Here is a 25,108-nt window from a genome sequence, read left to right as displayed (position 1 = left end):
TGGTTTGTGGAAGAACGGTCAGCCGCCCATATCCACGTATTTGGTGTATTCCTCGCAACGTTCCGGAATGGAGGAGACGCCTTCGCGGCCCTCGAGAACGTCGTCGCGGCGAATACGCTCGATCGTGATGATGCACTCTTCACGTTCGACCGTTTTCTGGAATTCGGCGCGCGCTTCCACGGCGCGTTCCTCTTCCCGGATAAAGCCGAGCCAGCCGCGCGCCGTCGATGCGGAATGCGAGAACTGGGTGCCGCGCTCAAACGCCTGCTTGGCGCCGGCAATGTCATCCCGCTCATAGCGCGAGTTGCCGATCAGGACCCAGCTATCGCCCGGGCGGCTCAGGCCGCCCTTATCAAGCCCGTTCAGACAGGCGCGTTCGGCCTTGGCATATTCGGCTTCGGAATAATACGCCTCGCAAAGCTGCTCATAGAGCTTGCCGTTGCCGGAATTGGACGCGGCCGTCTCCAGCGCCGGAATGGCCTCGTCATATTCCCGGGCCTGACGCCACAGATTGATCATCAGCTCCAGGTTTTTCTGGTTGCGCTCAACCCGGCCCGCATTCATCTCGCGCTCGAGAATCTGGGCGCCGCGATAGGGCACTTCGTAATAGCTGTAATACTGGACCAGGCGGATGATGTCGCTTTCCGTATCGAGCATGCCGTTGAGGTACATGATCTTGTTGACCTCGAACGCCTCCTCGTTGCGGTTGCCGTTGGCCAGCATCGAAACCCAGCCGTTCCAGAGATTCTTGTCGTCCGGCCAGCGGTTCAGCATCTGACGCAGAATGTCAGCCTGCTTCTCAGGCATGTCGAGCTGGGTGTAGATGAAGTTCAGCAGGTCGAAATGCTTGCGCTCTTTCGGGTCGGCAATCTCGAACGCCTGCTCCGCATGCGGCAGCGCCTGGCGGAACTGGTCGTTCTGCGCATAGGCCGAAGCCAGCAGGATCAGGATGTTTTCCTTGGGCGGGTTGTTCTGCAGCCAGCGCTCCAGAATCTGCGCGCCTTCCTGCACCCGGCCCTCGACGATCAGAAGCTGGCCGATATTGACCTGCAGGCTGGACGCCGCGTCCGCTTCCAGCATGCCGGTATTGATCGCGGCCTGCCAGTCATTGATCGCGCGCTGCGCCTGTTCGGTCTCGTAATAGGCCTGGCCGCGCATCTGCAGGATCACCGAACGCTCATAGTTCGACGGCTCCCGGTCCATGGCGCGGTTCAGCTGGTTGATCGCTTCCTGAGGATTTTCGTTCTGCAGGTTTTCCTGAGCTTTCAGAACGATCTCGCCAATATCGCTGGAGAAGGAGCGTTCCTCGCTCTCTTCTTCCTCGTCATCCTGGACAAGGGCGTGCGCGGGCGTGGCGGCGCCAAGGGCCAGCACGCTGACGGCCATCAGGCCGCCAATGCCCAGCAGGCGCCAGTCGCTGCGGAAGGATCCCATAAGTCTTAACACGTTCGTCTCCACACTCATCTTTCGCCGGACGCGCGCGGCTTTATTCGCCACCTTGCGCGCCTCGTAGCGCCATCCCGTCCCTCGCATCTTGATATAAGACAGCGAAAAGAGGTTTCAATTCAGACCGCTTGCGGCCCGCGCAGTGTCTAATCAGCCAGTTGATAGGTCAGCCGGGTCTGCACGCCGGAACGGGACACAGCCACGCCATCAACAATTTTCGGCGCGTATTTCCACTGCTCCACCGTACGGATGGAGGTGCGCTCGAAGATGCTGTTCGTGCAATTCGCGTTGATGTTGTACGGCGCGCCTTCCGGCGTCACGCCGAACTGCATGTCGCAAGACCCTTCAATACCCCGCTCGGCGGCGCGCGGCGGATAGGTCACGGCGACCCGCACCATCGGCTGCGCGTCCCGGTCGGACACGTTGAAGTTCACATCGCCCCGGCCGATGTCCGGCGTTTCAAATTCCGGAATCTGGCCGCCAATATTGGTCAGCGCCTCGCTCGGCTGTTGCGCCTTCTGCTTGGTCACCTGCGGCGGCGGGGGCGGGGGATCGACCTGCTGCACCTTGTCCGGCGTCATGTCGCGCTTGGCGACTTCGATATCCTCAACCTCCTGGTTGATCTCGATCTTGGTCGCCTCACGCTCCTCATCGAGTGGGATTTCGCCCATCGCGATGAGGGCCCGCATGAGGAGAAACAGGATAACCGCAACCACTGCGGCCAGCGGAATCCCAATAATGGCTCTGAGGATCAAAGGCATTGTTCTAAGTCTCCTCTTGCTTATTGCGGTTCAGTGTTCACGAAGACCGGAATCTGGAGAGAGGTAATAACCTCCTGCACTTCCAGAACGGTGCCAATCTTGGCTTCCTGGTCGCCCTGAAGAACAATTTCCAGTTCCGGATTCTGGTCTTTCAGACTTTGTAGAACCGGCTGGATGTTCTGAACCGTGTAGCTGGTCTTGTCGATCCAGACCTGATCGTTCGGCATGACGGCCACCAGCACGGACGGGTTACGCTCGTCGTCCTCGCTGATCAGCGGCTTTTCGATATCCACGCCTGGGCGCTTTACGAACACCGCTGTCACGATGAAGAAAATCAGGAGGATGAACACAACGTCCAGCATGGGCGTCATGTCCAGCTCGATCTCTTCCTCGTCCTGTATGGCCCGGCTTTTCGCTCTCATAGCTCTATTCGCTCACTAATATAGCACAAATGACCGGCTTTAGCCGCCCTGTTCGCCCTGCTCGCGCGGCTGAATGTTCACGCCGCGCGCGCCAACCTGGTTCGCCTGGTCCCAGACAGTGACCACGATACCGTGTTCAGCATCCGGATCAGGTTCGATCAGAACGGGGCTGTCCGGGTTCTCCGAACGGAAACGTTCGATCCGGGCGCCCACGCGCGCAATATCCGTTGCCTGCTGATTCACGAAGATCGTTCCGTTCTCCAGAATCTGCACCAGGATCAGCGGCGGCGGGTCTACCGGCGGCTCTTCCGAAGGCGGCGGCGGAACCAGATCGATGCCGCGCTCCCGGACGAATGTCGCGGTCACAATGAAGAAGATGAGAAGGATGAAGACGATGTCGAGCATGGGGGTCATGTTGACCCCGGCGTCATCGCCTCCAGCCTTCTTGAATCGTCTGCGCATTTGAGTTCCGCGCCCCTTAGCTTGTTCTGATGTCGAGCTTGTCGGCCAGCTTCGCGGTTTCCTTCTTCGCGCTGCTTTCGAAGCGATAGACGAAGAAGAGCCCCGACAAGGCCACGACCATGCCCGCCATGGTCGGAATGGTGGCGCGTGACACGCCCGCCGACATAGCGCGGGCGTCCGAAGAGCCCGAAATTGCCATGGCGTCGAACACAGTCACCATGCCCGTCACCGTTCCCAGGAGCCCCAGAAGGGGGGCCAAAGCGACCATGGTCTTGATGAACTCGACATTCTGATTGGTCTTCAGCTTCACCTCTGAGATCAGCTTGTCGCGAACCGCATGGGCATACCACGACTTGTGATCTGAGCGGTTGTCCCATTCACGGATTGCGCGCTGGACGTTACCCCGGTGCGCAAGTCCGTAATAGAGAAGCCGTTCCAGGATCAGCGCCCAGAGGACGAAGGTGGCAAATAGGATGACCACCAGGACAGGACCCCCCATTTCGAGGAACTGCTGTAGGCCATCCCATGCCGCATTGAGCCCTAGCATCGGCTCGCCTCCTTAACCCGCGGTCCGGCGCTCGGCGCGCTGCGCCACCAGGCCGGCCGCCTGCTCATCCAGAGTCTGCTGCGAAGAGCGCGCGGCGCTCGCGGCAAACGAATGGAGCAGAAGGATCGGAATGGCGGTCACAAGACCAAGCACGGTGGTGATCAAGGCTTCGGAGATACCGTCGGCCATGATCTGCGGGTCGCCGGTACCGAAGAGAGTAATTGCCTGGAAGGTCCGGATCATGCCGGTCACCGTACCGAGGAGACCCATAAGCGGGGCCACGGCGGCGATCAGCTTCAGGAAGTTCAGGCCCATCTCCAGCTTGGCGTTCTCGCGCAGGATCTGTTCGTCCAGCTTGAGCTCCAGCGTCTCGATGTCTTCGTCCTTGTTGTCCTCATAGACACGCAGGACACGGCCCAGCGGATTACCCTTCTTGGGGTTTTCCGGGTTGGACGCCTGGCTGCGGACAGCCATGGAGGTCATCAGAAGCATGATCAGGCGAAGCACGCCCAGCACCAGGCCGACAGCCAGCACCACAAGAATGATCTTGCCGATCACGCCGCCGGCATCGATACGCTCGGCTAGGGTCGGTACGTCTTTCTGGATAGCCAGCAGCGAACCGCGGGACGGATCTAGCGGACCCTTCACGATTTCGCCGGGCTCGGCATTGGCGACGCGCGAAGCAGCGCCCGTAATACGACCGGGAGGCTGACGCTCCAGAACAGACAGCAGATTATTGGAGCCGTCATATTTCAGGAATTGCGGGCCGCCCTGGGTGGTGAACAGGACAAACGGACCGACGCGATAGACCGGCGCTTCGCCGCCATCACCCAGGTTCGCAACCGAGCGATTGAAGACAACAGAATTGCCCTGCTCGATCATCTCGCGAAGCATGGTTTTCCACAGCGCGTCCAGCTCTTCGCGGGTCGGCAGCGTGGTGGAGTTGGACAGACGGTCCAGAACGCGGTGACGCCCCGGATACTGAGCCGAGACGGCGGAGCTGCGGATAGCGGCGGCAAATTCGCCGGCCGTCTGGCGGGCGACGCCAAACAGCTCGCCGAATTCACCCTGCGCTTCACGCAATTCGGCATCCAGTTCGTCAATCCGCGCCTGGTTGGCGTCGAACTGCGCCTGCAGCGAAGAGGCCTGGCCCTGGAGCGTGGAAAGCTCGGACCGCGCCTGATTCAGCAGCGCCTGCTGCTGACTGCGCGCTTGCTGGAATTCCTGCTCGCGCTGCTGGAAGGACTGGGAAGCCTCGCGGCTGTCCTGCTGCACGCGATTAAGCAGCTCGGACAGGGACGAAGCCGGTTCACGGTCAGGCTGGGCCGCGGCCGCGCCGGTGGCGACAAGGCCGATGGAAGCGGCAGCCATAACCAGGGTACGGGTAAAGTTCATCTTTTTCATTGCTCTAACGAACTCCGCTTACTGGTTGTCAGCGGCATCGCCGCCTTCAGTGTTTTCGGAAGCCTCAGCGCCTTCGGCGGACGCTTCGTTTGCGCCCTCCTCGGTGCCCTCTTCAGCCGGAGCGGCCGGAGGGGCGGACGGCGCAGGCGCGCTGGACTGCGGCGGAAGCGGCGCGGCGGCTTGATATTCAGCCTGAACTGGACCGGGCACCGGCGCCAGAAGGATTTCCGGGGCCGCGGCGTTACGCGCGATACGGAAAGCCTTGCTTAGCTCCAGACCGTAATTGCCCGGCAACGGCTGCCAGGAACCCGACTCGCGATCCCAATAGCCATATTCATCCGCGTCCTTGCGGCTATAAATCAGCATCAGGCGGCCAATGCGGAGAAAATCAACCACATCCTCGCCGCCCTCGGTCAGCGGACCTTCATAGGCGTTGATGCCGCGGCCGTAGGAGGCCTCGATCTCGTAAGCGTTCAGGATAACGCGATAACGCTCGGCGACGCTCACTTCGGCGTCGTCCAGATTGTCATACAGACGCTGCACGCGCTCCTGACGCTCAACCATGTTGAACGGCAAGTCCAGCTCAACAAAATTGGCCAGGTTATCGACCATTTCGCGCATCATCGGCAGCAGCTCGACTTTCACGTTCTCCACGCGGCCGATCTGGGCCTGCAGGGATTCGATCTCGTTCTGCTGGGAGCGCAGGAAGACGCGCTGCTGGTCCACGAACAGACGCTGACTTTCGATCTGCTGCAGAACCGCGCGATATTCGCGGGCCAGATCGGTGCGTGAATCGTCCAGTTGTTCCACGCGGTCTTGGGACTGCTGCCCGGCCTCGGTGGATTGCTGAGCGACCTGAACGGCGCGCTCAAGCTGCGCGTTGGCCGCTCCGCCCGCGGCCATGCCGGCCACCGCGCCGACCAGCCCCGCGCGAAGAAGGAATGAGAGTTTCGACATACTCGCCTCGCAAGATGCGACGCCGGATTTATTGGCTCCGGCGCCTTCCAAATCGATCAAACTTGTCCGCCACAATCATTAACGCCGCTATGCGCCTCGATTGTGGCGGCGGATAATTATTTCAGCTGGAGTGGTTGAACCCCTTCAACCCATCCCCGACTGCAGCCCGCGGCGGTTGGCCCGCCGTCTTCTCCGGGAACAATTATGATCCGTGACCGGACCCGTCCCTCTTGTTTCTGGAAATGACGCTAGCACCGGCTGTGCGAGGATAGCAACCTCGCAGACATGAAGATTGCGCCTTACTCGCCTGAGAGGCGATTCCTGAGCCAGATTCGCGAACAAGCGGTCCGCGCTGCGGCCTGCGGCGACCCCCTGACAGACGTTCCGGACGAATGTTCGCGAAACAAGGCGCGGCGGCGGTTTGCGAAGGATCGCGGCCCGCAGACCGCGCGTCCCGGCGGCCGCGCCGTGAACGCGTATCGTACGTCACTGCAATTTTTCTGGGAAGGGTGGCTGGGGCGCCAGGATTCGAACCTGGGATCACGGGATCAAAACCCGGTGCCTTACCGCTTGGCTACGCCCCAATAATCCGCCGCGCGGCGGAGAGCTTTGCGCGGGAGGCCGGGGCTATAGCGCGGCCCAACGGCCATTGCAACGCCCCCGCTACACTGCCTGTCACACACCCGACTACAGACGCGCCGTTGCGCTTGGCTTCAAGGCGGGCTATACGCCGCGGCCTTGCTTACGGAGTATAGCTCAGCCTGGTAGAGCACCGTCTTCGGGAGGCGGGGGTCGCAGGTTCAAATCCTGCTACTCCGACCAATAATTACAGATAGGCGCCGCGGCGAAATGTCATTTTCACCGTTGGCGCCTTTTCTTTATCGAAATTCGCATATATCTTATCGAATAACAGTAAGGTCAGGGCCGCAAGCGGTCCGCGAATTGCGAGTTTCAAATCATGAAGCAGTTTCTCTTTAGCGCGCTGGGCGCCTTCGTCGGCGTCTTCCTGTTCGTGCTTCTGTCTCTTTTCATGCTGGGCGCGCTGATTGCCGCGGCGGTCAATGCGGCCGGGGACAACTCCGCCGCCGAGCATTCGGTCGCCGGGGACAGCCTGGTGCTGGAACTCGACCTGCGCGAACCGATGCTGGATCAGCCCTCCGGCGCGCCTTTCGCATTTGGCGAAACGCCGTCCCTGACCACCACCATCGAAGCCCTCGCCCGCGCCGAGACCGACGAGAAGGTCAAAGGCGTCTTCATCCGGGCCAATGAATTTGGCATGCCGCCCGCCCAGGCCGAGGAGATTCGCGACGCGATTCTCGGCCTCCGCGGGGCCGGGAAATTCGTCATCACCCACAGCCAGGGCTTCAACTCCACCTCCGTGCTGCCCTATCTGGCGGTCAGCGCCTCTGACGAGCTGTGGCTGCAGGACACGGCCGGCTTCAGCGCGACAGGCCTGGCCAGCGAGACGCCGTTCTTCGGCGGCGCGCTGGAGAAGTACAACGCGCAGTCTCAGATCTTCAAAATCGCCGAGTACAAGACTGCGGCCAATTCCTATAACGAATCCGGCTACACCGACGCGCACCGCGAATCGCTGACGGCGATGCTGCAGTCCATCTATGATTCGTCGCTGACGCAGATCGCGCAGGATCGCGATCTGACGCCGCAACAGGCCCGCGCCATTCTGGACGCGGCCCCCTACTCCACCGAAGCGGTGGTCAGCACCAAGCTGGTCGACCGCATGGGACAGGTCTCCGAAGCCCGCAACGCGGCGCTGGAGCGCGCCGGCGGCGGCGACCTGGTCGCCCTCACCGATTATGCCGAAGCCCGCGGCAGCGCCTGGAAGAAAGGCCCGGTCATCGCGATGATTTCCGGCCAGGGCGCGGTTGTGACCGGCGAAACGCTGGACTATACCGGCCCATTCGGCGGCGGCGACTATATGGGCTCTGACACTATCGCCCTGGCCATCGACGAGGCGGCCAAGGATGAATCGGTCAAGGCCATCGTCTATCGCGTCGATTCGCCGGGCGGCTCCATTGTCGCCTCGGACCAGATCTGGGACGCCGTGGAACGCGCGCAGGAAGCCGGCAAGCCGGTCGTGATTTCCATGGGCACGCTGGCCGCTTCCGGCGGATACTATGTCTCCGCCGGGGCCGACCACATCGTCGCCAACCCGACCACGCTCACCGGCTCAATCGGCATCTTCGGCGGCAAGATCGTCGTCGACGGCACGCTGGAAATGGTCGGACTGAATGTCGAGCCGCTGGCTGTCGGCGGGGACTTCTCGGGCGCCTACACCGCGCAGCGCGTCTTCACCGAAAGTCAGGAAGCCGCCGTCCGCGCCTATCTGCAGGATGGCTATGACGAGTTCACCACCCGCGTCGCGGAGGGCCGCGAGATTCCGTTGCCGCAAGTGCTGGAAATCGCCAAAGGCCGCGTCTGGACGGGGCAGCAGGCCATGGAGCGCGGTCTGGTGGATGAGCTGGGCGGCCTTCGCACCGCCATCGACGCCGCCAAGCGGCTGGCCGAGATCGAACCGGACGCCAGCGTGACGCTCAAGCACTTCCCGCGGCCGCTGAAAGGCTTCGAGGCGCTGCAGGCCTTCTTCGGCGTCTCCAGCGAGGCGGCGCAGGCCATGATCACGCTGAACAATGTCGCCCAGTTGCCGGAAGTGCAGGCGGCTCTGCAGGCCCGTCAAGCCTCCGAACGCCGCGGTGAGATCCAGGCCCGCTCGGAGTTGCCGGACGTCCGGTAGCGATAGCAGACCTAACCGCAGAAAGAGCCGCGCCGGCGATCCGGCGCGGCTCTTTCTGTCTGGAAGCCATCGGCCGGAACGCTGAACGATATCCTCGCGCATGAGACGCGGCGGTCGCTTCTTCCCTCTCGCCCCCTGATAGGGGGAGAGAGCTTTGAGCGCCCATGGCGCGTGAGCGGCTTGGCTTTGCGCGAAAAGGGAGAGGGGAACCTCTCCGGATTGGCGCTTTGTTCTGAAGCCACCCCCTCTCCCATTCCGTCATCCAAAGCCCTTGCGGCCTTTGGGACGTCATTACCCTCTACCCCCTTTAAGGGGGCGAGGGTTTTCTCTTTCGCCCCCGCCTCTCTCAACCGTCATCCTCCGGCTTGACCGGAGGACCCAGGGATCGTGAGGCGCAAAGATTTCAACTGGGTCCTCCGATCTCCGCTTCGCTCCGTCGGAGGATGACGGGGTTGGTTGGGTTTTCGTTGCGCGTTTGGCTCCACGGCGCATCCGCCGCAGAGGTTGGGGAAAGCAAAAACACGAGGGTGGCGCGGCGCGTCTTTCGGGACGCCGGTTACCGTGTGTTTGTATGTTTCGCGTCTTTGAGACGCGCCGCGCGGTTCTTTTGCGGAGGGCGGGAGTCGCCTCGACCGGCCTCTCCATCCGCTGCCGCCAGAGTCTTAATAGCCAGGGCATTTCAGCCTCAGACTGGCGCCTGGCGGTGCGCCGGGACGTGAGCCCTCTGGTCAGAAGACCCCGTATCCCGGGAACCGCGTTCAACTCCGTCCCTCGGGCGACCGGATCCGAAGCCCCTCGCATGACGGCGAACAGGGACGAGCTTACGCCGTCCCGGAGGCCGGTCTGATATTTTCGGGGTTGTCCCTGTTTTCAGAGCCCTTCGAGACGCCGCGCCCTCGGCGCGGCTCCTCAGGGGAAGGGTGATGGAAGCGGGTGGAGAAACAATAGCTTCCCACCCCAGACCTTAGCCTGAGGAGCCCTTCAGGGCGTCTCGAAGGCGGCGGCCTGAGAGCGCGAATTTCCGAAGGACATTTGTCCCTGTTTCCATGACGAACGAAATGGCCCGGCGGAACCGTCAGTTTTGCCGCATAAAAAAAAGGCGGGTCCCGGAGGACCCGCCTTTCTTCTGTTTTGCAAGACCGTCTTAGAAGGTCTTGTTGACGCGCAGGAACGCGGTGCGGCCCAGGAGGCTGTACTGCGTGCCCGAGAGCGGCACGTTGCCACGGCGCGTGGCGCCGGCGCCGGTCGAGATGATCGGCGGCTCTTCGTCAAAGATGTTCTGGATGCCGAACGTGACGGCCAGCTTGTCACCCGACCAGCGGATGGACGGAGCGTGGTACCAGATCGCTTCGGTTTCGACCTGACGGAACGCCGCCCGGCCGAAATACGTGAAGTCGTCGTTCGCGAACGGCTCGTTCGAGGTGTGACCGATGAAGTCCATGAACCAGGAATAGGTCCAGTCGCCACGGTCAAAGCGCAGGTCGAGGTTCGCAACGACATCCGGGTCACCAATGGTGCGGTTGAAGTCGTTGTTGTCGAAGCTCGACGTCGCCGCCGGGTCGAACAGCTGCAGGACATCTTCCAGGGTCCAGGTCGCTTTACCGTCAACGGTCAGCGTACCGAAGTCGAACTCACGCTGATAACGCGCCGTGAGGTCGATGCCGCGGGTGGTCTGCTCGTTGATGTTGATGAAGCTGTCACGGATCTCGGTGATCGCGAACGGGCTGTTCACATCGCCACGGTCGAACAGGTTACAGAACTCGTTCGGGAAGTTCGTAGCGTTGTAGCAGCCGCTCAGGATGCCGCCGGCGCCAAGCTGGGCGATCTGATCGTTCACTTCGATTTCGAAGTAGTCGACCGCGACGCTCAGGTTGGTGAAGGACGGCGTCAGGATCACGCCGATCGTGGAGGCGTCAGACGTTTCCGGCTCCAGGACGCCAACACCGCCGCCGGTGATGATCGTGCCCGAAGAGGCGCCGCCCTGATAATCGGCCGGAATGCCTTCCGCCGCACAGTTCTGACGGATCAGCTCGTTGGAGCTGTTCTGATAATCCACGCACGGATCGTTCAGCTGATCGAAGAACGCGGTCTGGTTGCCCAGATACAGTTCATACAGCGCCGGCGAACGGTAGGACGTGCCCATCGTGCCGCGGAAGCGGACGGCCGGAACAACCTGCCAGTTGAAACCAACTTCCCACACTTCGCCGCTGCCGGTGCTCTTGTAGTCGAAAACACGACCAGCAGCCGAGAAGGTCAGCTCTTCAAAGCCCGGCAGGCCCGCAAGAACCGGAACTTCGATCTCGCCGAAGGCTTCCGCCACATTGTCGCTGCCCTCGGTAACCTGCGCGGAGGTGAAGCCCCACAGATTGCCATCCTGGGATTCCTGAGACGGCGTGTCTTCGATGGAGAAGTCACGATATTCCGCGCCCAGCACGACGCCGACATCGCCAGCCGGCAGGGTGAAGAGCGGGCCGGTCACGTAACCGGTCGCGGTCCACTGCTCGTAGATCGTGTTGCCAGTCACGTCGCCGCCGATGAGATCGTAGAAATCATCGCCGTAATTGCCGCTCAGGAATGCATTCGAGAACGGATCGTACATCGGAGCGTCGTCGTCGTAGCGCACATCGCCCGAAAGGTCGTTGAAGATCTGGTTCTTGTTCGTGTATTCGCCGTCCGAATAGGAGTAGACGCCGCTCAAGGTCCAGGTCCAGTCGCTCAGGAAGCCGGTGGAGCCGAAGCCGCCGTCCAGCTGCGAGGCGAAGTTGTAGTAATCAACCACGACTTCCGTGTCGCTCGGATACGGAGCAACCGGCTGCAGAACGCTGAGGAACGGGTTCTCGTAGGCCGGGTCGTTGTTATAAACATAACCCGTAAAGCCGCCGAACAGGTTCTCCGTGTTCGCGCCGCCAATCAGCGGGAAGAACTGACGGGAGCCTTCAGCCGTCGTTTCACGACGCGTGAAGAGGGCTTCGTTCACCCATTTCACACCGCCCAGGACGTCGAAATCGAAGTCGGCGACGCCATAGAGGCTGAAGCGTTCGTTGCGGTTGATCGCATCGGAACGGCCAACCAGCGGGTGATACAGCACGTCTTCATAGAAGGCCGGCACGCCATCGCCATCGTCATAGGTGCCGTTGGCGCGCGGACGGTAACCCGCCAGCGGGCCAACCGTCACGCCATCCGGCGACGGGATGTAACGGGTGCCGAACGCGGCGTCGATGATCGTGTTGTGGTACAGGCCCTGACAACCGCCATTCTTCGAACCCGCCAGGATCGACCGGTCTTCACGGTCAATGCGCTCGCCGGTGGAGGCGTCGTAGACATAGTCCTGCTGGCAACCCAGATATTCGCGGTCGCCCAGCGACAGGTCTTCCTGCAGGTTGTATTCGGCGGCCAGCGCGATGCTGCCCGTGTCGAAGTTCAGGCCATAGGCGCCATTGATGGAGAACTGTTCCCCGCCGCCTTCCAGAGGCTGGTTGTACTGGAAGTTCAGCTCAGGCTCTTCAACGGAGGTGCGGGTGATCACGTTGACCACGCCGGCGACGGCGTCAGAACCGTAAACCGAAGACGCGCCATCCTTCAGGATTTCAACGCGCTGGATGATGGAGGTCGGAATAACGTTTAGGTCGAACGCGCCAACCTGGCCGCGCGTGCCCGACGGGCCCGGACGACGGCCGTTCAGCAGCACCAGCGAGCGCTGGGCGCCAAGACCGCGCAGCGAGATCGAGTTGATGCCCGTGCCGCCTTCGACAACAAAGCCGCCGAACTGGTTGTTGAACTGGACGGAGCCGGCCGCGATGGACGAGCCCTGAATGATGTCCGCGGTGTCGATCAGGCCTTCCAGGGACGCGGATTCCGCGTTCAGGACCTGGATCGGCGAGGCCGAGGAAAATTCATCACGGCGCAGACGCGAACCGGTGACGATGATCGTGTCGTCGCCGGAAGCAGCGGCTTCAGCCGCCGGGCTTTCCTGCGTTTGCTCGACCTGGGCGTCGTCCTGCTCGTCCTGAGCAAGCGCAGCGCCTCCAATCATCGAAATCCCGGCAACGCTCGCGAGCAGAAGCCCGCGGCGGTTCATAGTTCTAATCATGTTGTAACCCCCAAAAAGGTCGACGAGGAATCCCCAAAGTTAACCAACCATACATTTCCCGGTTAGTTTCTCTCCGGTTTGTCACCTTTGTCGAACCGGGCCGCAAGGCGCCGGAGTGACGAAAATGTGATTTAAGCGGCTGTAATGTGGTCACTGTGTCCTGACAGTCACAATTTTGGTAATGTTGACGCACAGATTGCCGCACCCTGTCCGCGCCATTAACACCCGGACGCTTGTTTCTGTCCCGGCCTCGCTGTTAACTCCGCCCACAGAGACGGCGGACCGTTCAGGGACGCGGCGCGCGCCGTTTAAAAATCAAGGGTATAGGGGAGCTCATATAAAATGAGACTGCTAGGACGCATAGGCGCACTCATGGGCGGCGCCGCCGGACTGCTGGCCGTGACCAGCGCGAACGCCCAGATTCCGGTCGAGGATCTGGCGCGCACGCCGGCCGTGACAAATGTGACCATGTCGTCCGACGGATCGTATCTCGTCGGACTCATGACGCCCCCGGGCGATAAGGGCGAAGAGCTGGCGCTCGCCGTCTGGGACCTGGAAAATTCGCAAGGCCCGGTCATCACCCCGGGCAATGACCGCATGCGCTTCATCGCCGCTCAGGCGCTGAAAGCCGACAAGCTGTTCGCCGTCGGCCGTCAGGCCTGGACCGGCCCGGCCGGCCGTTGCGGCATTGAAGGCCGCAGCATCGGCAACACGCGGACCTTCCTGACCAAGCTCTACATGACCTCGACCGACATGGACGATTTCGAAGAGCCGTTCCAGAAGGCCCAGAACATGCTGGGCACCAGCGAGGCGACGCAGCTCTGCTTCGAGCTGACCGGCACCGCGGGCCTGCATCAGGATCTGCCGCTGGACCCCAATGACGTGATCGCGCAGCGCCTGAACACCGCCTCGCTCAACGCCGAATATATCCGCGTGGATCTTGAGAGCGGCCGTGAAGAGCTGATTTACCGCGAGAATTCGCGTGAAGCGGCCGGGCTGTTCGATTCCCGCACGGGCGAGCTTCTGACCCAGTCCCGCATCGAGCCGACGGGCGGCGGCGACTATGATTTCGAAATCCTGCTGAAAAACCCATCCACCGGCGCGTTCGAGGTCCATGACAAGCTGACCACGACGGCCTCCGGCCGCCACAGCGTCAGCATTGCCGGCCGCGACGAGGAAACCGGGAAATATTACGTCATCACCGACCTGATGTCGGACGATCTGGCGGAAGTCTATTTCTACGATCCGCAGACGCGCGAATTCGATGACGAGCCGATGTTCGCCACGCGCGATTTCAGCGCCACGGGCGTCATCCTCGGCTCGACCGAAGCGGACTTCAACCAGCTGCTGGGCTTCACCTATGGCGGCGCGGTTCAGAAGACCTACTACGTCGATCCGGAATGGGATTCGATCCAGAAGGGCCTGGAACAGGCTTTCCCGGGTCAAAATATCAGCTTCGGCAATTACACCGGCGACAAGTCGAAGATCATGTTCACGGTGTCCAGCTCCACCAACCCGCCGACCTATTATCTGCTGCGCGACAAGAGCCGCACGGATGTCATTGGCGCGGCGCGTCCGTGGATCAAGTCGGACCAGCTTCGCGCGACCGAACTGGTCAATTACCAGGCGCGTGACGGCATGAAGATCCCGGGCTTCCTGACCCTGCCCGCCGGCTGGGAAAAGAGCGACGGACCCCTGCCCAGCATCGTGCTGCCGCATGGCGGTCCCTGGGCGCGCGACAGCGCCGGCTGGGACAGCTCCGGCTGGCCGCAATTCCTCGCCTCCCGCGGCTATGCCGTGCTGCAGCCGCAATATCGCGGCAGCACCGGTTTCGGCCGCAAGCTGTGGATGGCCGGCGACGCCGAGTGGGGCCAGAAGATGCAGGACGACAAGGATGACGGCGCCCAGTGGCTCGTTGAGCAGGGCATCGCCGATCCGAACCGCATGGCGATCTTCGGGTACTCCTATGGCGGTTTCGCCGCCTTCGCCGCCACGGTCCGCGAAAACGGTCCGTTCCGCTGCGCCATCGCCGGCGCGGGCGTCGCGGATCTGGCCAAGCTGGACAACAGCTGGAGCGAGAACCGCCTGCAGCGCGCCCTTCAGGGCCGCACGGTGAAGGGCATGGATCCCATGAACAACACCAGCAAGGCGAATATCCCGATCCTGATCTATCACGGCGACCGCGACACCCGCGTGCCGCTGTTCCACTCTCAGGACTTCTACAACGCCGTTAAGGACAAGGTGAACGCGAAGCTGGTCGTCATCGACGACATGCCGCACAGCCTGCCCTGGTGGCCGGAACAGCACCGTGAATCGCTGAGCGAGATTGAAAGCTTCCTCGCCAGTGATTGCGGCATGAACCCGGCGGGCTGATCGCCGGTTCATCGCTGAAAAGAAAGCCCCGGAGCGAACGCTCCGGGGCTTTTTTCATGCGCGGTCAAAGACGGGGGGCGGCTCAGACGAAAGCCACGCCCAGGAAGAACAGGATGACCAGGGAAAGCGTCAGAACAATCATATAGACGAAATCCAGAACCAGCGTCCGCAACATGGAGGTCAGCCGTCCGTGGCGATAGACGCGGCGGTGCATGCGATAGATGTAGAAATTGCTCCAGATGATGAAAATCGTCGTCGTCAGGAAGCCGCCCAGACCGATGCCGGCGATGATCAATCCCGTCATCAGCAGGAAGAAAAAGGCGTGCGCGTGCAGCGACACGACCAGATGGTCGTAGAACACGAAATCCCGCCGCCAGAAATGCATCCCCGCCAGGATCAGCGCGTAAACCGGCAACAGGACGAACAGCAGGCGCGGCGCCCAGCGCTCCATGGCGTCGCCCAGCCGGGACGGATCGTCAATGATCCGGTTGATACGCGTGACCAGCCAGCGGCGCTGCTCCAGCGGCATGGACTCCGCGCCGCTGAAATTAAGGTCCGCGCCGTTTTCCTCGGCCTCCTGCAACTCCGACTCGCTGACGTCCTCCGGGGTCAGGGCCGCGCGCACGTCGCGCTTCCAGGTTTCCCGCGTCATGGTGTTCCCGATTTTCTCGGCGGTCTCGAGCTGGGTTTCGCTGTCCGCCATGGCGCGCTCGGTCGCCGCGCGCGTTGAAATCAGCATCCGTTCGGCGACGGCGATTCCCGCCGCTTCCTCGGCATTGCCGGATTCTTCAGCCCTCTCCCGCGCTTCCGACAGCTCCTGCGCCGCCTGATCGAATTCCGCCTGCGCTTGCTCGGTGTTCATCCGGTCGGCCGGATTCAGGCTGAAATCGCCAAACAGCGCCAGCATCACGAAGAAGATAAGACTGGCGATCAGATAGAGGCGGAACGGGGCGACGAAGCGCGCGCGTTCGCCGGCCAGATAGCGGGTCGTCACATGCCCCGGCCGCCACATCAGCGGGGGGATCGTGTTCAGGACACGGCCGTCCAGCGCGAAAAGCCCTTCGATAACCTCTCCGGCCAGGGCCCAGATCGGTCGCCGCAGATCGTCGTCATACTGGCCGCATGCAAAACAATACGGCCCCTCCAGCGGCGCCCCGCAATTGGCGCAGTGTTCGCCCACGCGGCTGCGGCCGCCCTTCAGCTCCGACCCTACGGCGTCCGCCGTGACGGCGGTCTGGGCCGCATTGGCCGCTTCTTCCAGTGCGTCACCGGTCATTCGCCCCTCCCCCGATTACAAGGCGCGCCGCGCGCGAAATGCCGGCGCGTCAGCCCCCGGCCGCGTCCGCTTCGGCCTCCGACACGGCGCCGGCGCCGGCCGGGGCGGCGTCTTCGAAGCACAGATAGCGCGAGCGGTGAATATCCACCACATTATCTTCCCAGCCGGTCACTTCCGGGCTGACCAGGTTCTTGGTCACGAAATACCACATCGGGATGATGGGCATGTCGTCCAGCATGATCTGCTCGGCCTCATGCAGCAGCTGCGCGCGCTGCTCCATGTCCAGCGTGCGGTTCGATTCCTCGATCAGCGCGTCATAGCGGGGATTGGAGTATTTTCCATAATTCATCTGCCCGGTCTTGGTCTCCAGCAGATAGAGGAAATTGATCGGATCGTTGAAATCCGACGCCCAGGCCGCATCGCCCACATCGAAATTTCCCGCGCGCAGATTGTCGTAATGGATCTGCGTCTCGACGCCGGTGATCTCCACGTCCACCCATTCGGCGATGTCCTCCCAGTCGGCCTGCACCACCGGGGCGACGCGGGGGTTATCGCTGGTATTTCGGTGGGTGTATTCGAAACGCAGGGGGTTTTCCGGGCCATAACCGGCCTCTTCCAGCAGCTCCCGCGCGCGCGCCTTGCGCTCGTCCATCGACATATCCCACCAGTCCACCTTGGCCCCGTCGCCGTAATTGGCGATTCCCGGCGGCACCAGGCCCGGCGCCGGAAGCTGACCGGTCTTCAGGATCTCGTCGACCATGAACTCGCGCCCCAGCGCCATGGCCAGCGCCTGGCGCACCCGCGCATCGTCGAAGGGCGGGCGCTGCACGTTATAGACGTAATAGACCGTCGCCAGGAACGGCGAGACCCGCACATAGCCCGGCAGCTGCTCGCGCAGCTCCTCGATCTTCTGTCCGGGAAACTCGCTGTTGATATGCAGCTCGCCCGCGCGAAGGCGGCGCACGGCGGCGTTATTGTCGTTGGTCGGGTAGTAGTAGATTTCGTTCAGGCAGACATTGTCCGCGTCATAGAACGTCTCGTTCTTGGCGACGTGAACATAGTCATTGGTGCGCCACTCGGTCAGTTTGAACGGTCCATTCACCACCACATTGCCGGGCTGGATCCAGGCCGCGCCATATTCGTCGATCACGTGCCGGGGCACGGGAAACGCCGTGTGATGGGTCAGCAGTCCGGGAAGATACGGGGCCGGATATTCCAGCTCGATCCGCAGGGTCTTCTCGTCCACCGCCGTCACGCCCAGCTGTTCGGGGTCCATCGCCCCTTCGTTCACCGGCTGCGCGTTCTTGATGACATAGAGAAGCGAGGCGTATTGCGACAGCGTGCTGGGGTCCATGATCCGGCGGAAGGCAAATTCGAAATCATTGGCCGTCACCGGCGTTCCGTCGGACCACTGCGCGTCGCGCAATGTGAAGGTCCAGGTCTTGCCGTCGCTGGAGACGGTATGATTCTCGGCCATGCCATAGATCGGCTCGGCCTGCGCATTGTCGGTATAAAGACCCACAAACATGTCGCCGATAATGGCGTCTTCCCATTTCCCCGCGGCCTTGTGCGGGTCCAGGGACAGAGGTTCGGCCGTATTGCCGCGATGCAGGATGCGTTTGTCCGCCGCCTGTTGAGCCAGCGTTTCTCCGGTGTCCTCGCCGCCGCCGCAGGCCGCCAGAAACAGCGCGCCGGCCGCCATGGCCAGTCCGAATGCATTCCTGTTCATCGTTTCCCTTTCTCCGCACATCCCAAGGGCGCCGCCGGCTTTGCGCCGGGAGCGTCGTCCAATGCTCTTCCCCGATTTGGGTGAAGATAACCCTAAGCAACGATCATGGCATAGTTCGGACAGATCTAAAGAAACGGCCCGGACAAAACCTGTCCGGGCCGTTGTCTGTGCCGTAAAACAGACCTGAAACCGGCTAGGCGTCTTTCAGCTTCTTGGGCGGCATGGGAATGAAGCCGCTGGTGCGCCGCACATATTCCTCATAGCCGGGGCGGGAGCGCTTGAGCTTGCGCTCCAGCAGCGGCACGCCGCTCCACTTGACCAGAAGATAGGTCAGCACCGCCGGACCGATCACGCTGAACAGGCCGGGCGTGGTCTCCGCCGCGATCAGGAACAGGCCCCACCACACGCAGGCGTCACCGAAATAGTTCGGGTGCCGCGTATAGCGCCACAGCCCCTTGTCCATGACCTGGCCCTGGCTGGCCGGATCGCTCTTGAACTTCGCCAGCTGCCAGTCCCCGACCGATTCGAAGATGATCCCGATGGCCGCCAGCGCCGCGCCGATCCAGGCCAGCCAGCCCAGCGCCGCGGGCTCCGCCGCCACCTGTCCCAGCTGCACCGGCAGCGACACCACCCACAGCAGGATGGCCTGCAGGCCGAACACCTTGGTCAGGCTGAACAGGTGCACATTGCCGGGCGCCTTGTTCAACAGGGCGACATAGCGCTTGTCCGCGCCTTCCTTGCGCCACCGCCAGAACAGGTAACCGCCCAGCCGAAGCCCCCACACGGCCGTCACCGCCAGCAGCAGCGCGGAGCGCGCGGCCGAGCCGTCGGCGATCAGATAGGTCGACCCCGCCATGACGATAAAACCGATCGCCCAGAAGGAATCGATGAAGCTGACGTCATTCAACGGAATGCTCAGCAGCCACAGCACGAACATGCACGCGCAGATGACGCCGAAATTGATGGCAAGAATGCTGACCGCTTCCATGACGGCTCCCCCTTGTTCCCTCGGTTTCCTACCGGCCCGTGCTGACCTTGCCGGCCTTCAGGCCGCGCGCCATCTGGCGCTCCAGCCATTTCGGATCGCGCTGGATATTGGCGCGGACCTGAACGGCCATGGCGTCGGTATCCAGTTCGTCCAGCTTGTGCTTGATCGCGGTCAGGCCGACCTTGGCGATATCTTCCGGCCGCTCCTTGGCGCCCTCGACATGCTCGGCCATGCGCGTATCCACCGACCCCACGATCAGCGCCGCGACATGCGTGCCCTGATCGGCCAACTCGGCCCGGATAATGGTGGAGGCCGCGCGCGCGGCGAACTTGGACGGGCTGTAGCCGCCCATGTTCGGCACCGCGACGATCCCGCCCGCGGAAAGCACGTTCACGATGGCGCCACCGCCATTGGCTTTCAGCACCGGCGCAAAGGCGCGGGACATGTTCAGGACGCCGAAATAATTGACCTCCATCTCCATCCGCGCCTTGGAAATATCGGGCGAGCCGATCAGCAGGCCGTGCAGGAACGCCCCGGCGTTGTTGATGACGATATTGACGTCCGTGGCTTCCTTCGCCGCTGCCTCGATCTGGCTTTCGTCGGTCACGTCCAGCTTCAGCGCCACAACCGCGCCACCGAATTCGTCGACCAGGTGTTTCGCATCGTCGGGATTGCGCGCGCCGCAATAGACCTTCGATGCGCCGGCCGCGACCAGCGTGCGAACAAACCCTTCGCCAATGCCCCGGTTACCCCCGGTGACCAGCGCGACAGACCCCTTGATGTCGGTCATCGGCCACCCCCCATCAGATAGAGAATATCCTCGGGCTTTTTCTGGCCGCGCACGACTTCCTCGGCTTTCGGGTCGGGCAGGATCATGCCGCCGGCCCAGCCTTCGTTGGAATCCATGTCGCGGTTCCATTCCCAGCTCATGCGCCGGGCCGCGATGCGCCAGTCGCCGTCGCGCTTCTCGAACCGGTCCACCGTGCGCGCGCAGGTCAGCGTGTCGGTCTTCTTTCCGTCCAGCTTCATGCGCGCAAAGGTCAGGATGTAGGATTCGACAATGGCGCTCTTGCCGTCGTCATTCAGCTCGACAATGCAATTGCACAACAGGTGAGTCATGCCCTTGGCCAGCGCCAGCCCGTCGGAAATCTTGTCCAGATAATCCGCCGCCGAACCGTCGAACGTGCCGCCGTGATGCTCGGTCGCGTCCGGGTGGTACATCGTGCGCAGAAGCTCCACGTCGGCGCGGTCAACGGCGCGGCTGTACAGCGCCATCTTTTCCTGGATCGCCTGCTTGTCGATGACGGCCTGGATGGCCTTCGGATCAATCTCTGACATCGGGTCTGCCTATTCGTCGGGTGTGATGATGTTCGCCGCCATCGGGTCGGCATAAAGCCGGTCGATGTCGTCGGCACGCAAATTCTTGGCGATGGCCTGGTTGACCGTGCCCTTGTCGGACAGCTCATGCGCCTCCGGGTCGGGCGGGCGGGTCAGGAACATCAGGCGTTTGACCTGGGCGCTCTTGCCCGGGTTTTCGTCATTATGGCTTTTCAGGCCCGCCGCGATGTGCGCGCTGACCGCCGGGTCATCCAGCAGGCTGGCCGCATCGGCGTCCGGCTTGCCGGCGATTTTCTGCAAGCCCTTGGCGTCCGGCCAGGCCAGGATCGCCACATAGTCGCGGTTCTCGCCGCAGATCACCGCATCGCTGACCGCCGGGGCCAGCGCCTTGACCAGCTGGGCGCGCAGGTTTCCGCCCGCCACCCAGGTCCCGGTCGCCAGCTTGAATTCCTCGGCCAGACGCCCGGCAAAGGCCAGGCCCTGCTTGGGATCGTTCTCGTCGATGAAGGTGACCGTGTCGCCGATCTTGTAGAAACCTTCCTCGTCGAAGATTTCCTTGTTCTTCTCCGGCTGGGCGTAATAGCCGGACATCACCATCGGACCCTTGAAGCGGATCTCGTAGCGGTCGTCCGCCGGGACCAGCTTGATCGTCAGGCCCGGCATGGGCAGGCCCACGCCCACCTTGTCGGTCGGCCAGTAGATCGCCATGCAGCCCGAAGCCGTTTCCGTCGCGCCATAGCCGGTGGTCATGAAGATGCGGTGGCCCGTGGTTTTCACCGCCAGGGTCTGCAGCCGGTCCAGCACCGGTTGCGGCAGGCCCGCCCCGCCATAGAGCATCATCCCCAGCTTGGAGAAGAACGTCTCCCGCAACTCGTCATCGGCCTCCAGCGCATCGACCAGCATGGCGTAGCCGGTCGGCACATTGGTGAAATATTTCAGCGGGATTTCCCGCAAATTCCGGACCGACTCGTCGAACAGGCCCGGCAAAGGCTTGCCGTCATCAATATAAAGCGTGCCGCCGAAAATCGCCGCGGCCATGGAGGTAAACGCCCCCGACACGTGGCTCCACGGCAGCCATTCCAGCAGCACGTCGTCCCAGCCCGAAGCCTTGCCCAGCGTCTGCCAGCCCTGGCTGAGATTGGTAATCAGCATGCGCTGGGTCTGCATCACCGCCTTGGGCCGTCCGGTCGAACCGGAGGTCAGCATGTAGGCGGTCGTCGCGTCCGGATCGATCGAGGCGATGGATTTCTCCACCGCATCGGTCACCGGCGTCGACAGAACCTCGTCATAGGCGACCGCGTCGCAATCCAGCGCGTCCGGATTGCGGCTGACCACCGTGACCCCGGACAGGTCCATCGCGTTCAGCGCGCCGTTCTGCGCCGCCCCGTCCTCGGCGAACACCACGGCCGGCTTCACCAGGTCGAAGACATATTGCAGCCGGTCATAGGAGCCGGGAATCCGGGAATAATTGATGCTGACCGGGCTGACCGGGACATGCGCGGCAAACGCGCCATAGCGCATGGTCGCGTGCGCGATGGAATTGCCCGACAGGATCATCACCGGGCGTTCGGCCGGAATGTTCTTGTCCAGCAGCCATTGCGCGACGGCGTCGCTATCGCGTTTGACTTGAGAAAAAGACCGCATCCGCCATGCGCGCTCGCTTCCGGCGCGCTCGGCGAGATGCGGTTTATCAGGCTGGAGGGAGGCCTGACGAGCCAGACCGGCCGGCACGGAGTCGGCCGCGATTTCGATGGGCGTGTTGTGGCGGATCAGAATCTCGCCATTGTCCCGGCGCTCGACGTCCAGATCGACATCCGGCAGCGGGACCGGGCGCAGCGGCGCGCTTTCCGGCGCCTTTACCTCTTCACTCACCATATCTCCTGACGGCTTCTTATTGCCGAGCCATTTTCAATATTGTCTGCGTCGCCTGAAAGATGTGCGGGGCCGGTCACTACCGGACAATGACCAGCCCCGTCTGAAAGAACGTGCCCGCCTAGAAGCGCGCGCTCAGCTCCACGCCATAGGTTGCCGGCGCGCCGTACCGCGAGAACTCATCCCCGGCGAAGGGAATGATGCCCAGACGGTACAATTCGTCGGTCACGTTCTTGCCCCAGATTGCGACTTCCCAGTTGCCATCCTGCGGACCGAAGGAAACCCGGCCGTTCAGCAGGCCATAGGAGTCCTCGAAATTGATGTTCTCCGGCAGCCAGAAGAACTCGTCCTGCCACGAATAGGTCGCCCGCGCGCCCACCATGTAGGTGTCGTTCACCGGCTGCTCGAAATCGAAACCGACCGTGTAGGAGAATTCAGGCGTCCGGTTGATCTGGTTGCCCGAAAGGTCCCGTCCCGTGGAGTCGATGAAGTTCTCGTACTCGGTGTCCAGGAAGGACGCCGTGCCGAACAGCTGAAGCTGCTGGACCGGCTGGAACACGGTCTCGAGCTCGACGCCGTTGATCTTGGCGTCCGCGGCGTTGGAGACCACCAGGGTCAGGCCGGTGTCGTCCAGAACCTCGACCTGCAGGTCGCTGAAGTCCGTCTTGAAGACAGAGGCGTTGAAGCGGAAGCGGCCATCGGCCCAGTCCGTTTTCACGCCCGCCTCATAGGTCCAGGCGGTTTCCGGGTTGTAGGACAGCAGCGCCGCGGTCTCGTTCGCCGGCTTGCCCTGCCAGCCGCCGCCCTTGAAGCCGCGCGTGGCGCTGGCATAGGCGAAGACGTTTTCCGTCGCGCGCCATTCGGCGGCGAATTTCGGCGTCAGCTCCGACCAGTCGTCCTCGGTCTGGATGTCGAACTGATCCTCGGCCGGGCCAAGCGGCGCCACGCAGAAGATCGCGCCGGGCGCGCCGTAATCCAGGCAGTTGACCTTGTTCTTCAGTTCCTTGTCGTCGACCGTGTAGCGCAGGCCGGCGGTCAGGGTGAACGCATCGGTCACGTCGTAATTGACCTCGCCGAACGCGGCCAGGTTCTGGGTCTTGGCGGACTGGGTGTAGATAGAGGTCCCGTCCAGGATATCCCCGGTCGTGCCCGGTCCGGCAAAGATGAAGGAAGACGCGCTGTTCGTGTCCTCGCGGTTCGTGGTCTCGTTGTAATAGTAGAGACCGCCGATCCAGTTGAGCGGACCGGACGAATTGGAGGTCAGGCGCAGCTCCTGCGTATAGGCGCTGTATTCCTCATACTGGCCCACGATCGAGTCCGTCAGCGAGGGCGGCGAGGCCAGGCCCGACTGCGAGAACTTGTCAGACGCATTGCCGTAGCGCCAGGCGCTCAGATAGGTCAGCGTCGCCCAGTCCATGTCGTAATCGAACCGCGCCGTCAGGCCGTAGGTCCGGGTCTTCTCGAACAGGTCGAACGGGTGGTTGGACGTGCGCACGTCGTCGGTCGCCGGACCGCCGAACCCGCGCACCGTGCCCGGTCCGTCAATGCTGACCGCGTCCACCGGATAGCGCGACTGGCCGTCATTCTCGGTATAGGACCACTCGCCGGTCAGCTGCAGGCTGGCGCGTTCGTTGAAATCAACGTCCACCGCGCCGCGCGCGCCCCACTGGTCCAGGTTCTCCAGCTCGTCGCCGGTCATGATGTTATCGGCATAGCCGTCGCGGCTGGACTGGAAGAAGGCCAGGCGGCCGGCGATGCCGTTGGCCAGCGGCCCGGTCACGTAACCGTCCGACTGGATCGCGTTGTAATTGCCGTAGGAGGCGGAAAGCGCGCCGCCAAACGTGTCTTCCGGGCGCGCCGTGATCAGGTTCACCGCGCCGCCGACCACGTTCTTGCCGTAGAGCGTGCCTTGCGGGCCGCGCAGGACTTCCACGCGCTGCAGGTCAAAGACCGGCGGCGTCGCCGTGCCGCGGCGGCCGATATAGACTTCGTCAATGAACAGGCCCACCGACGGGTCGGCGGAGGCGCTGTCCAGGCGGATCGTGCCGATGCCGCGGATGATCAGTTCCTGCTCGGTCGAGTCCGCTTTCTGGAAGGAGAAGCTGGGCGTGCGGTCCGCGATCTCGGAAAGATCCTGGATCCGGCCCTTCTCCAGTTCTTCGGACCCGAACGCGGTCACGGCCACCGGAATGGACTGGACGCTTTCGGAACGCTTGGTCGCGGTCACGACGATCTCGTCGATCTGGGCGCTGGCCGGCGCTGAAATCAGCGCGGCAGAGAATGCGATAGCGGCGGTGCTGACGCCGCGAAGTGCGATGGTTTTCGCCTGAGACTTCATATTTTCCTCCCCCGCCCGGATGGCTGCTTCGCCGGGCTCCCTATGGGTATTATTGTGCAACTCACGGAATTGATAAGCGGCATGCGCAAAGCCTGTCAATCGAGACATTTTCGCACCCTTGAGCTAAATATTTGATTTAACTGACATTAAATTTTCACAAGAAAGTTTTTTCTGAAATTTTCTGTGCAGCATCGCGGGTTTTTTCGGCAACCGCCTTATCCGGCGCGCGCGCCCTGAAGCCGGGAAGCGCCCCGCCGCGCGCCCTGCCGGCGCAGGTCTTTTGCGCCGGCCTCCGGGCGCTCCGCAATGGCCCGCCACGACAGGCGAAACGGAATTTTCTCCGGAACGCCGCC

The 25,108-nt window shown here is 62.5% G+C and carries 17 protein-coding genes and 2 tRNA genes; 3 read left to right on the top strand and 16 right to left on the bottom strand.

Annotation, left to right across the window (positions count from 1 at the left end):
• Nucleotides 1-18: 18 nt before the first annotated feature.
• The 8 genes from L338_RS06280 to L338_RS06245 all read right to left on the bottom strand — a co-directional run bounded on the left by L338_RS06280 (nt 19) and on the right by L338_RS06245 (nt 6,583).
• Nucleotides 19-1,434: a tetratricopeptide repeat protein gene (locus tag L338_RS06280; RefSeq protein ID WP_022697520.1), complete on the bottom strand. Its 1,416-nt coding sequence runs from the start codon at nt 1,432-1,434 to the stop codon at nt 19-21.
• 158 nt (nt 1,435-1,592) lie between these two features.
• Complete coding sequence (locus L338_RS06275) at nt 1,593-2,207, bottom strand: energy transducer TonB (protein ID WP_022697519.1); 615 nt, start codon at nt 2,205-2,207, stop codon at nt 1,593-1,595.
• Nucleotides 2,208-2,227: 20 nt separating this feature from the next.
• Entirely contained in the window at nt 2,228-2,629 is a 402-nt protein-coding gene (locus L338_RS06270; protein ID WP_022697518.1) for an ExbD/TolR family protein, read from the bottom strand.
• A gap of 39 nt (nt 2,630-2,668) precedes the next feature.
• Nucleotides 2,669-3,091, bottom strand: a complete 423-nt coding sequence (locus tag L338_RS06265) for an ExbD/TolR family protein (protein ID WP_022697517.1) — start codon at nt 3,089-3,091, stop codon at nt 2,669-2,671.
• A gap of 16 nt (nt 3,092-3,107) precedes the next feature.
• Nucleotides 3,108-3,638, bottom strand: coding sequence for a MotA/TolQ/ExbB proton channel family protein (locus tag L338_RS06260; RefSeq protein ID WP_022697516.1), 531 nt, complete (start codon nt 3,636-3,638; stop codon nt 3,108-3,110).
• Nucleotides 3,639-3,650: 12 nt separating this feature from the next.
• Nucleotides 3,651-5,042: a MotA/TolQ/ExbB proton channel family protein gene (locus L338_RS06255; protein ID WP_022697515.1), complete on the bottom strand. Its 1,392-nt coding sequence runs from the start codon at nt 5,040-5,042 to the stop codon at nt 3,651-3,653.
• An 18-nt stretch (nt 5,043-5,060) separates the two neighbouring features.
• Nucleotides 5,061-5,999: a DUF3450 domain-containing protein gene (locus L338_RS06250; RefSeq protein WP_022697514.1), complete on the bottom strand. Its 939-nt coding sequence runs from the start codon at nt 5,997-5,999 to the stop codon at nt 5,061-5,063.
• Nucleotides 6,000-6,509: 510 nt separating this feature from the next.
• Nucleotides 6,510-6,583, bottom strand: a tRNA-Gln gene (locus tag L338_RS06245).
• A gap of 161 nt (nt 6,584-6,744) precedes the next feature.
• Between L338_RS06245 and L338_RS06240 the strand changes: the two genes are divergently transcribed.
• Both L338_RS06240 and sppA read left to right on the top strand, forming a co-directional pair.
• A tRNA-Pro gene (locus L338_RS06240) sits at nt 6,745-6,821 on the top strand.
• Nucleotides 6,822-6,957: 136 nt separating this feature from the next.
• A complete protein-coding gene (sppA, locus tag L338_RS06235) occupies nt 6,958-8,751 on the top strand; it encodes a signal peptide peptidase SppA (RefSeq protein WP_022697512.1) in 1,794 nt (597 codons plus the stop codon).
• Between the two features lie 1,144 nt (nt 8,752-9,895).
• On the opposite strand, the gene L338_RS06230 is transcribed toward sppA, so the two are convergent.
• Nucleotides 9,896-12,841 carry a TonB-dependent receptor plug domain-containing protein gene (locus L338_RS06230; protein WP_022697511.1) on the bottom strand — a complete coding sequence of 982 codons (2,946 nt, stop codon included), beginning with the start codon at nt 12,839-12,841 and terminating at the stop codon, nt 9,896-9,898.
• Nucleotides 12,842-13,183: 342 nt separating this feature from the next.
• Here L338_RS06230 and L338_RS06225 point away from each other — a divergent pair, with 342 nt between their 5' ends.
• Nucleotides 13,184-15,214: an alpha/beta hydrolase family protein gene (locus tag L338_RS06225; RefSeq protein ID WP_022697510.1), complete on the top strand. Its 2,031-nt coding sequence runs from the start codon at nt 13,184-13,186 to the stop codon at nt 15,212-15,214.
• 82 nt (nt 15,215-15,296) lie between these two features.
• Here the strand turns inward: L338_RS06225 and L338_RS06220 are convergent, their stop codons facing one another.
• The 7 genes from L338_RS06220 to L338_RS06190 all read right to left on the bottom strand — a co-directional run bounded on the left by L338_RS06220 (nt 15,297) and on the right by L338_RS06190 (nt 24,755).
• Nucleotides 15,297-16,490 (bottom strand): DUF3667 domain-containing protein, encoded by a 1,194-nt coding sequence (locus L338_RS06220; RefSeq protein ID WP_022697509.1) that lies wholly within the window; start codon nt 16,488-16,490, stop codon nt 15,297-15,299.
• 49 nt (nt 16,491-16,539) lie between these two features.
• On the bottom strand, nt 16,540-18,219 hold the full coding sequence (locus tag L338_RS06215) for a peptide ABC transporter substrate-binding protein (RefSeq protein ID WP_022697508.1): 1,680 nt from the start codon (nt 18,217-18,219) through the stop codon (nt 16,540-16,542).
• 193 nt (nt 18,220-18,412) lie between these two features.
• Nucleotides 18,413-19,207: a DUF1295 domain-containing protein gene (locus tag L338_RS06210; RefSeq protein WP_022697507.1), complete on the bottom strand. Its 795-nt coding sequence runs from the start codon at nt 19,205-19,207 to the stop codon at nt 18,413-18,415.
• Nucleotides 19,208-19,235: 28 nt separating this feature from the next.
• A complete protein-coding gene (locus tag L338_RS06205; protein WP_022697506.1) occupies nt 19,236-19,997 on the bottom strand; it encodes an SDR family oxidoreductase in 762 nt (253 codons plus the stop codon).
• Nucleotides 19,994-20,545: a nuclear transport factor 2 family protein gene (locus L338_RS06200; protein ID WP_022697505.1), complete on the bottom strand. Its 552-nt coding sequence runs from the start codon at nt 20,543-20,545 to the stop codon at nt 19,994-19,996. Before L338_RS06200 ends, L338_RS06205 begins: the two co-directional genes overlap by 4 nt.
• A gap of 9 nt (nt 20,546-20,554) precedes the next feature.
• Nucleotides 20,555-22,417, bottom strand: a complete 1,863-nt coding sequence (locus L338_RS06195) for an AMP-binding protein (RefSeq protein ID WP_027068326.1) — start codon at nt 22,415-22,417, stop codon at nt 20,555-20,557.
• A gap of 121 nt (nt 22,418-22,538) precedes the next feature.
• Nucleotides 22,539-24,755 carry a TonB-dependent receptor gene (locus L338_RS06190; RefSeq protein WP_022697503.1) on the bottom strand — a complete coding sequence of 739 codons (2,217 nt, stop codon included), beginning with the start codon at nt 24,753-24,755 and terminating at the stop codon, nt 22,539-22,541.
• Between the last annotated feature and the right edge of the window lie 353 nt (nt 24,756-25,108).

The sequence above is a fragment of the Euryhalocaulis caribicus genome, assembly GCF_000412185.1.
GTDB classification, from domain to species: Bacteria; Pseudomonadota; Alphaproteobacteria; order Caulobacterales; family Maricaulaceae; genus Euryhalocaulis; species Euryhalocaulis caribicus.
Note: the sequence above shows the minus strand (reverse complement) of the source record. Positions and strands in the feature narration are given on the sequence as shown.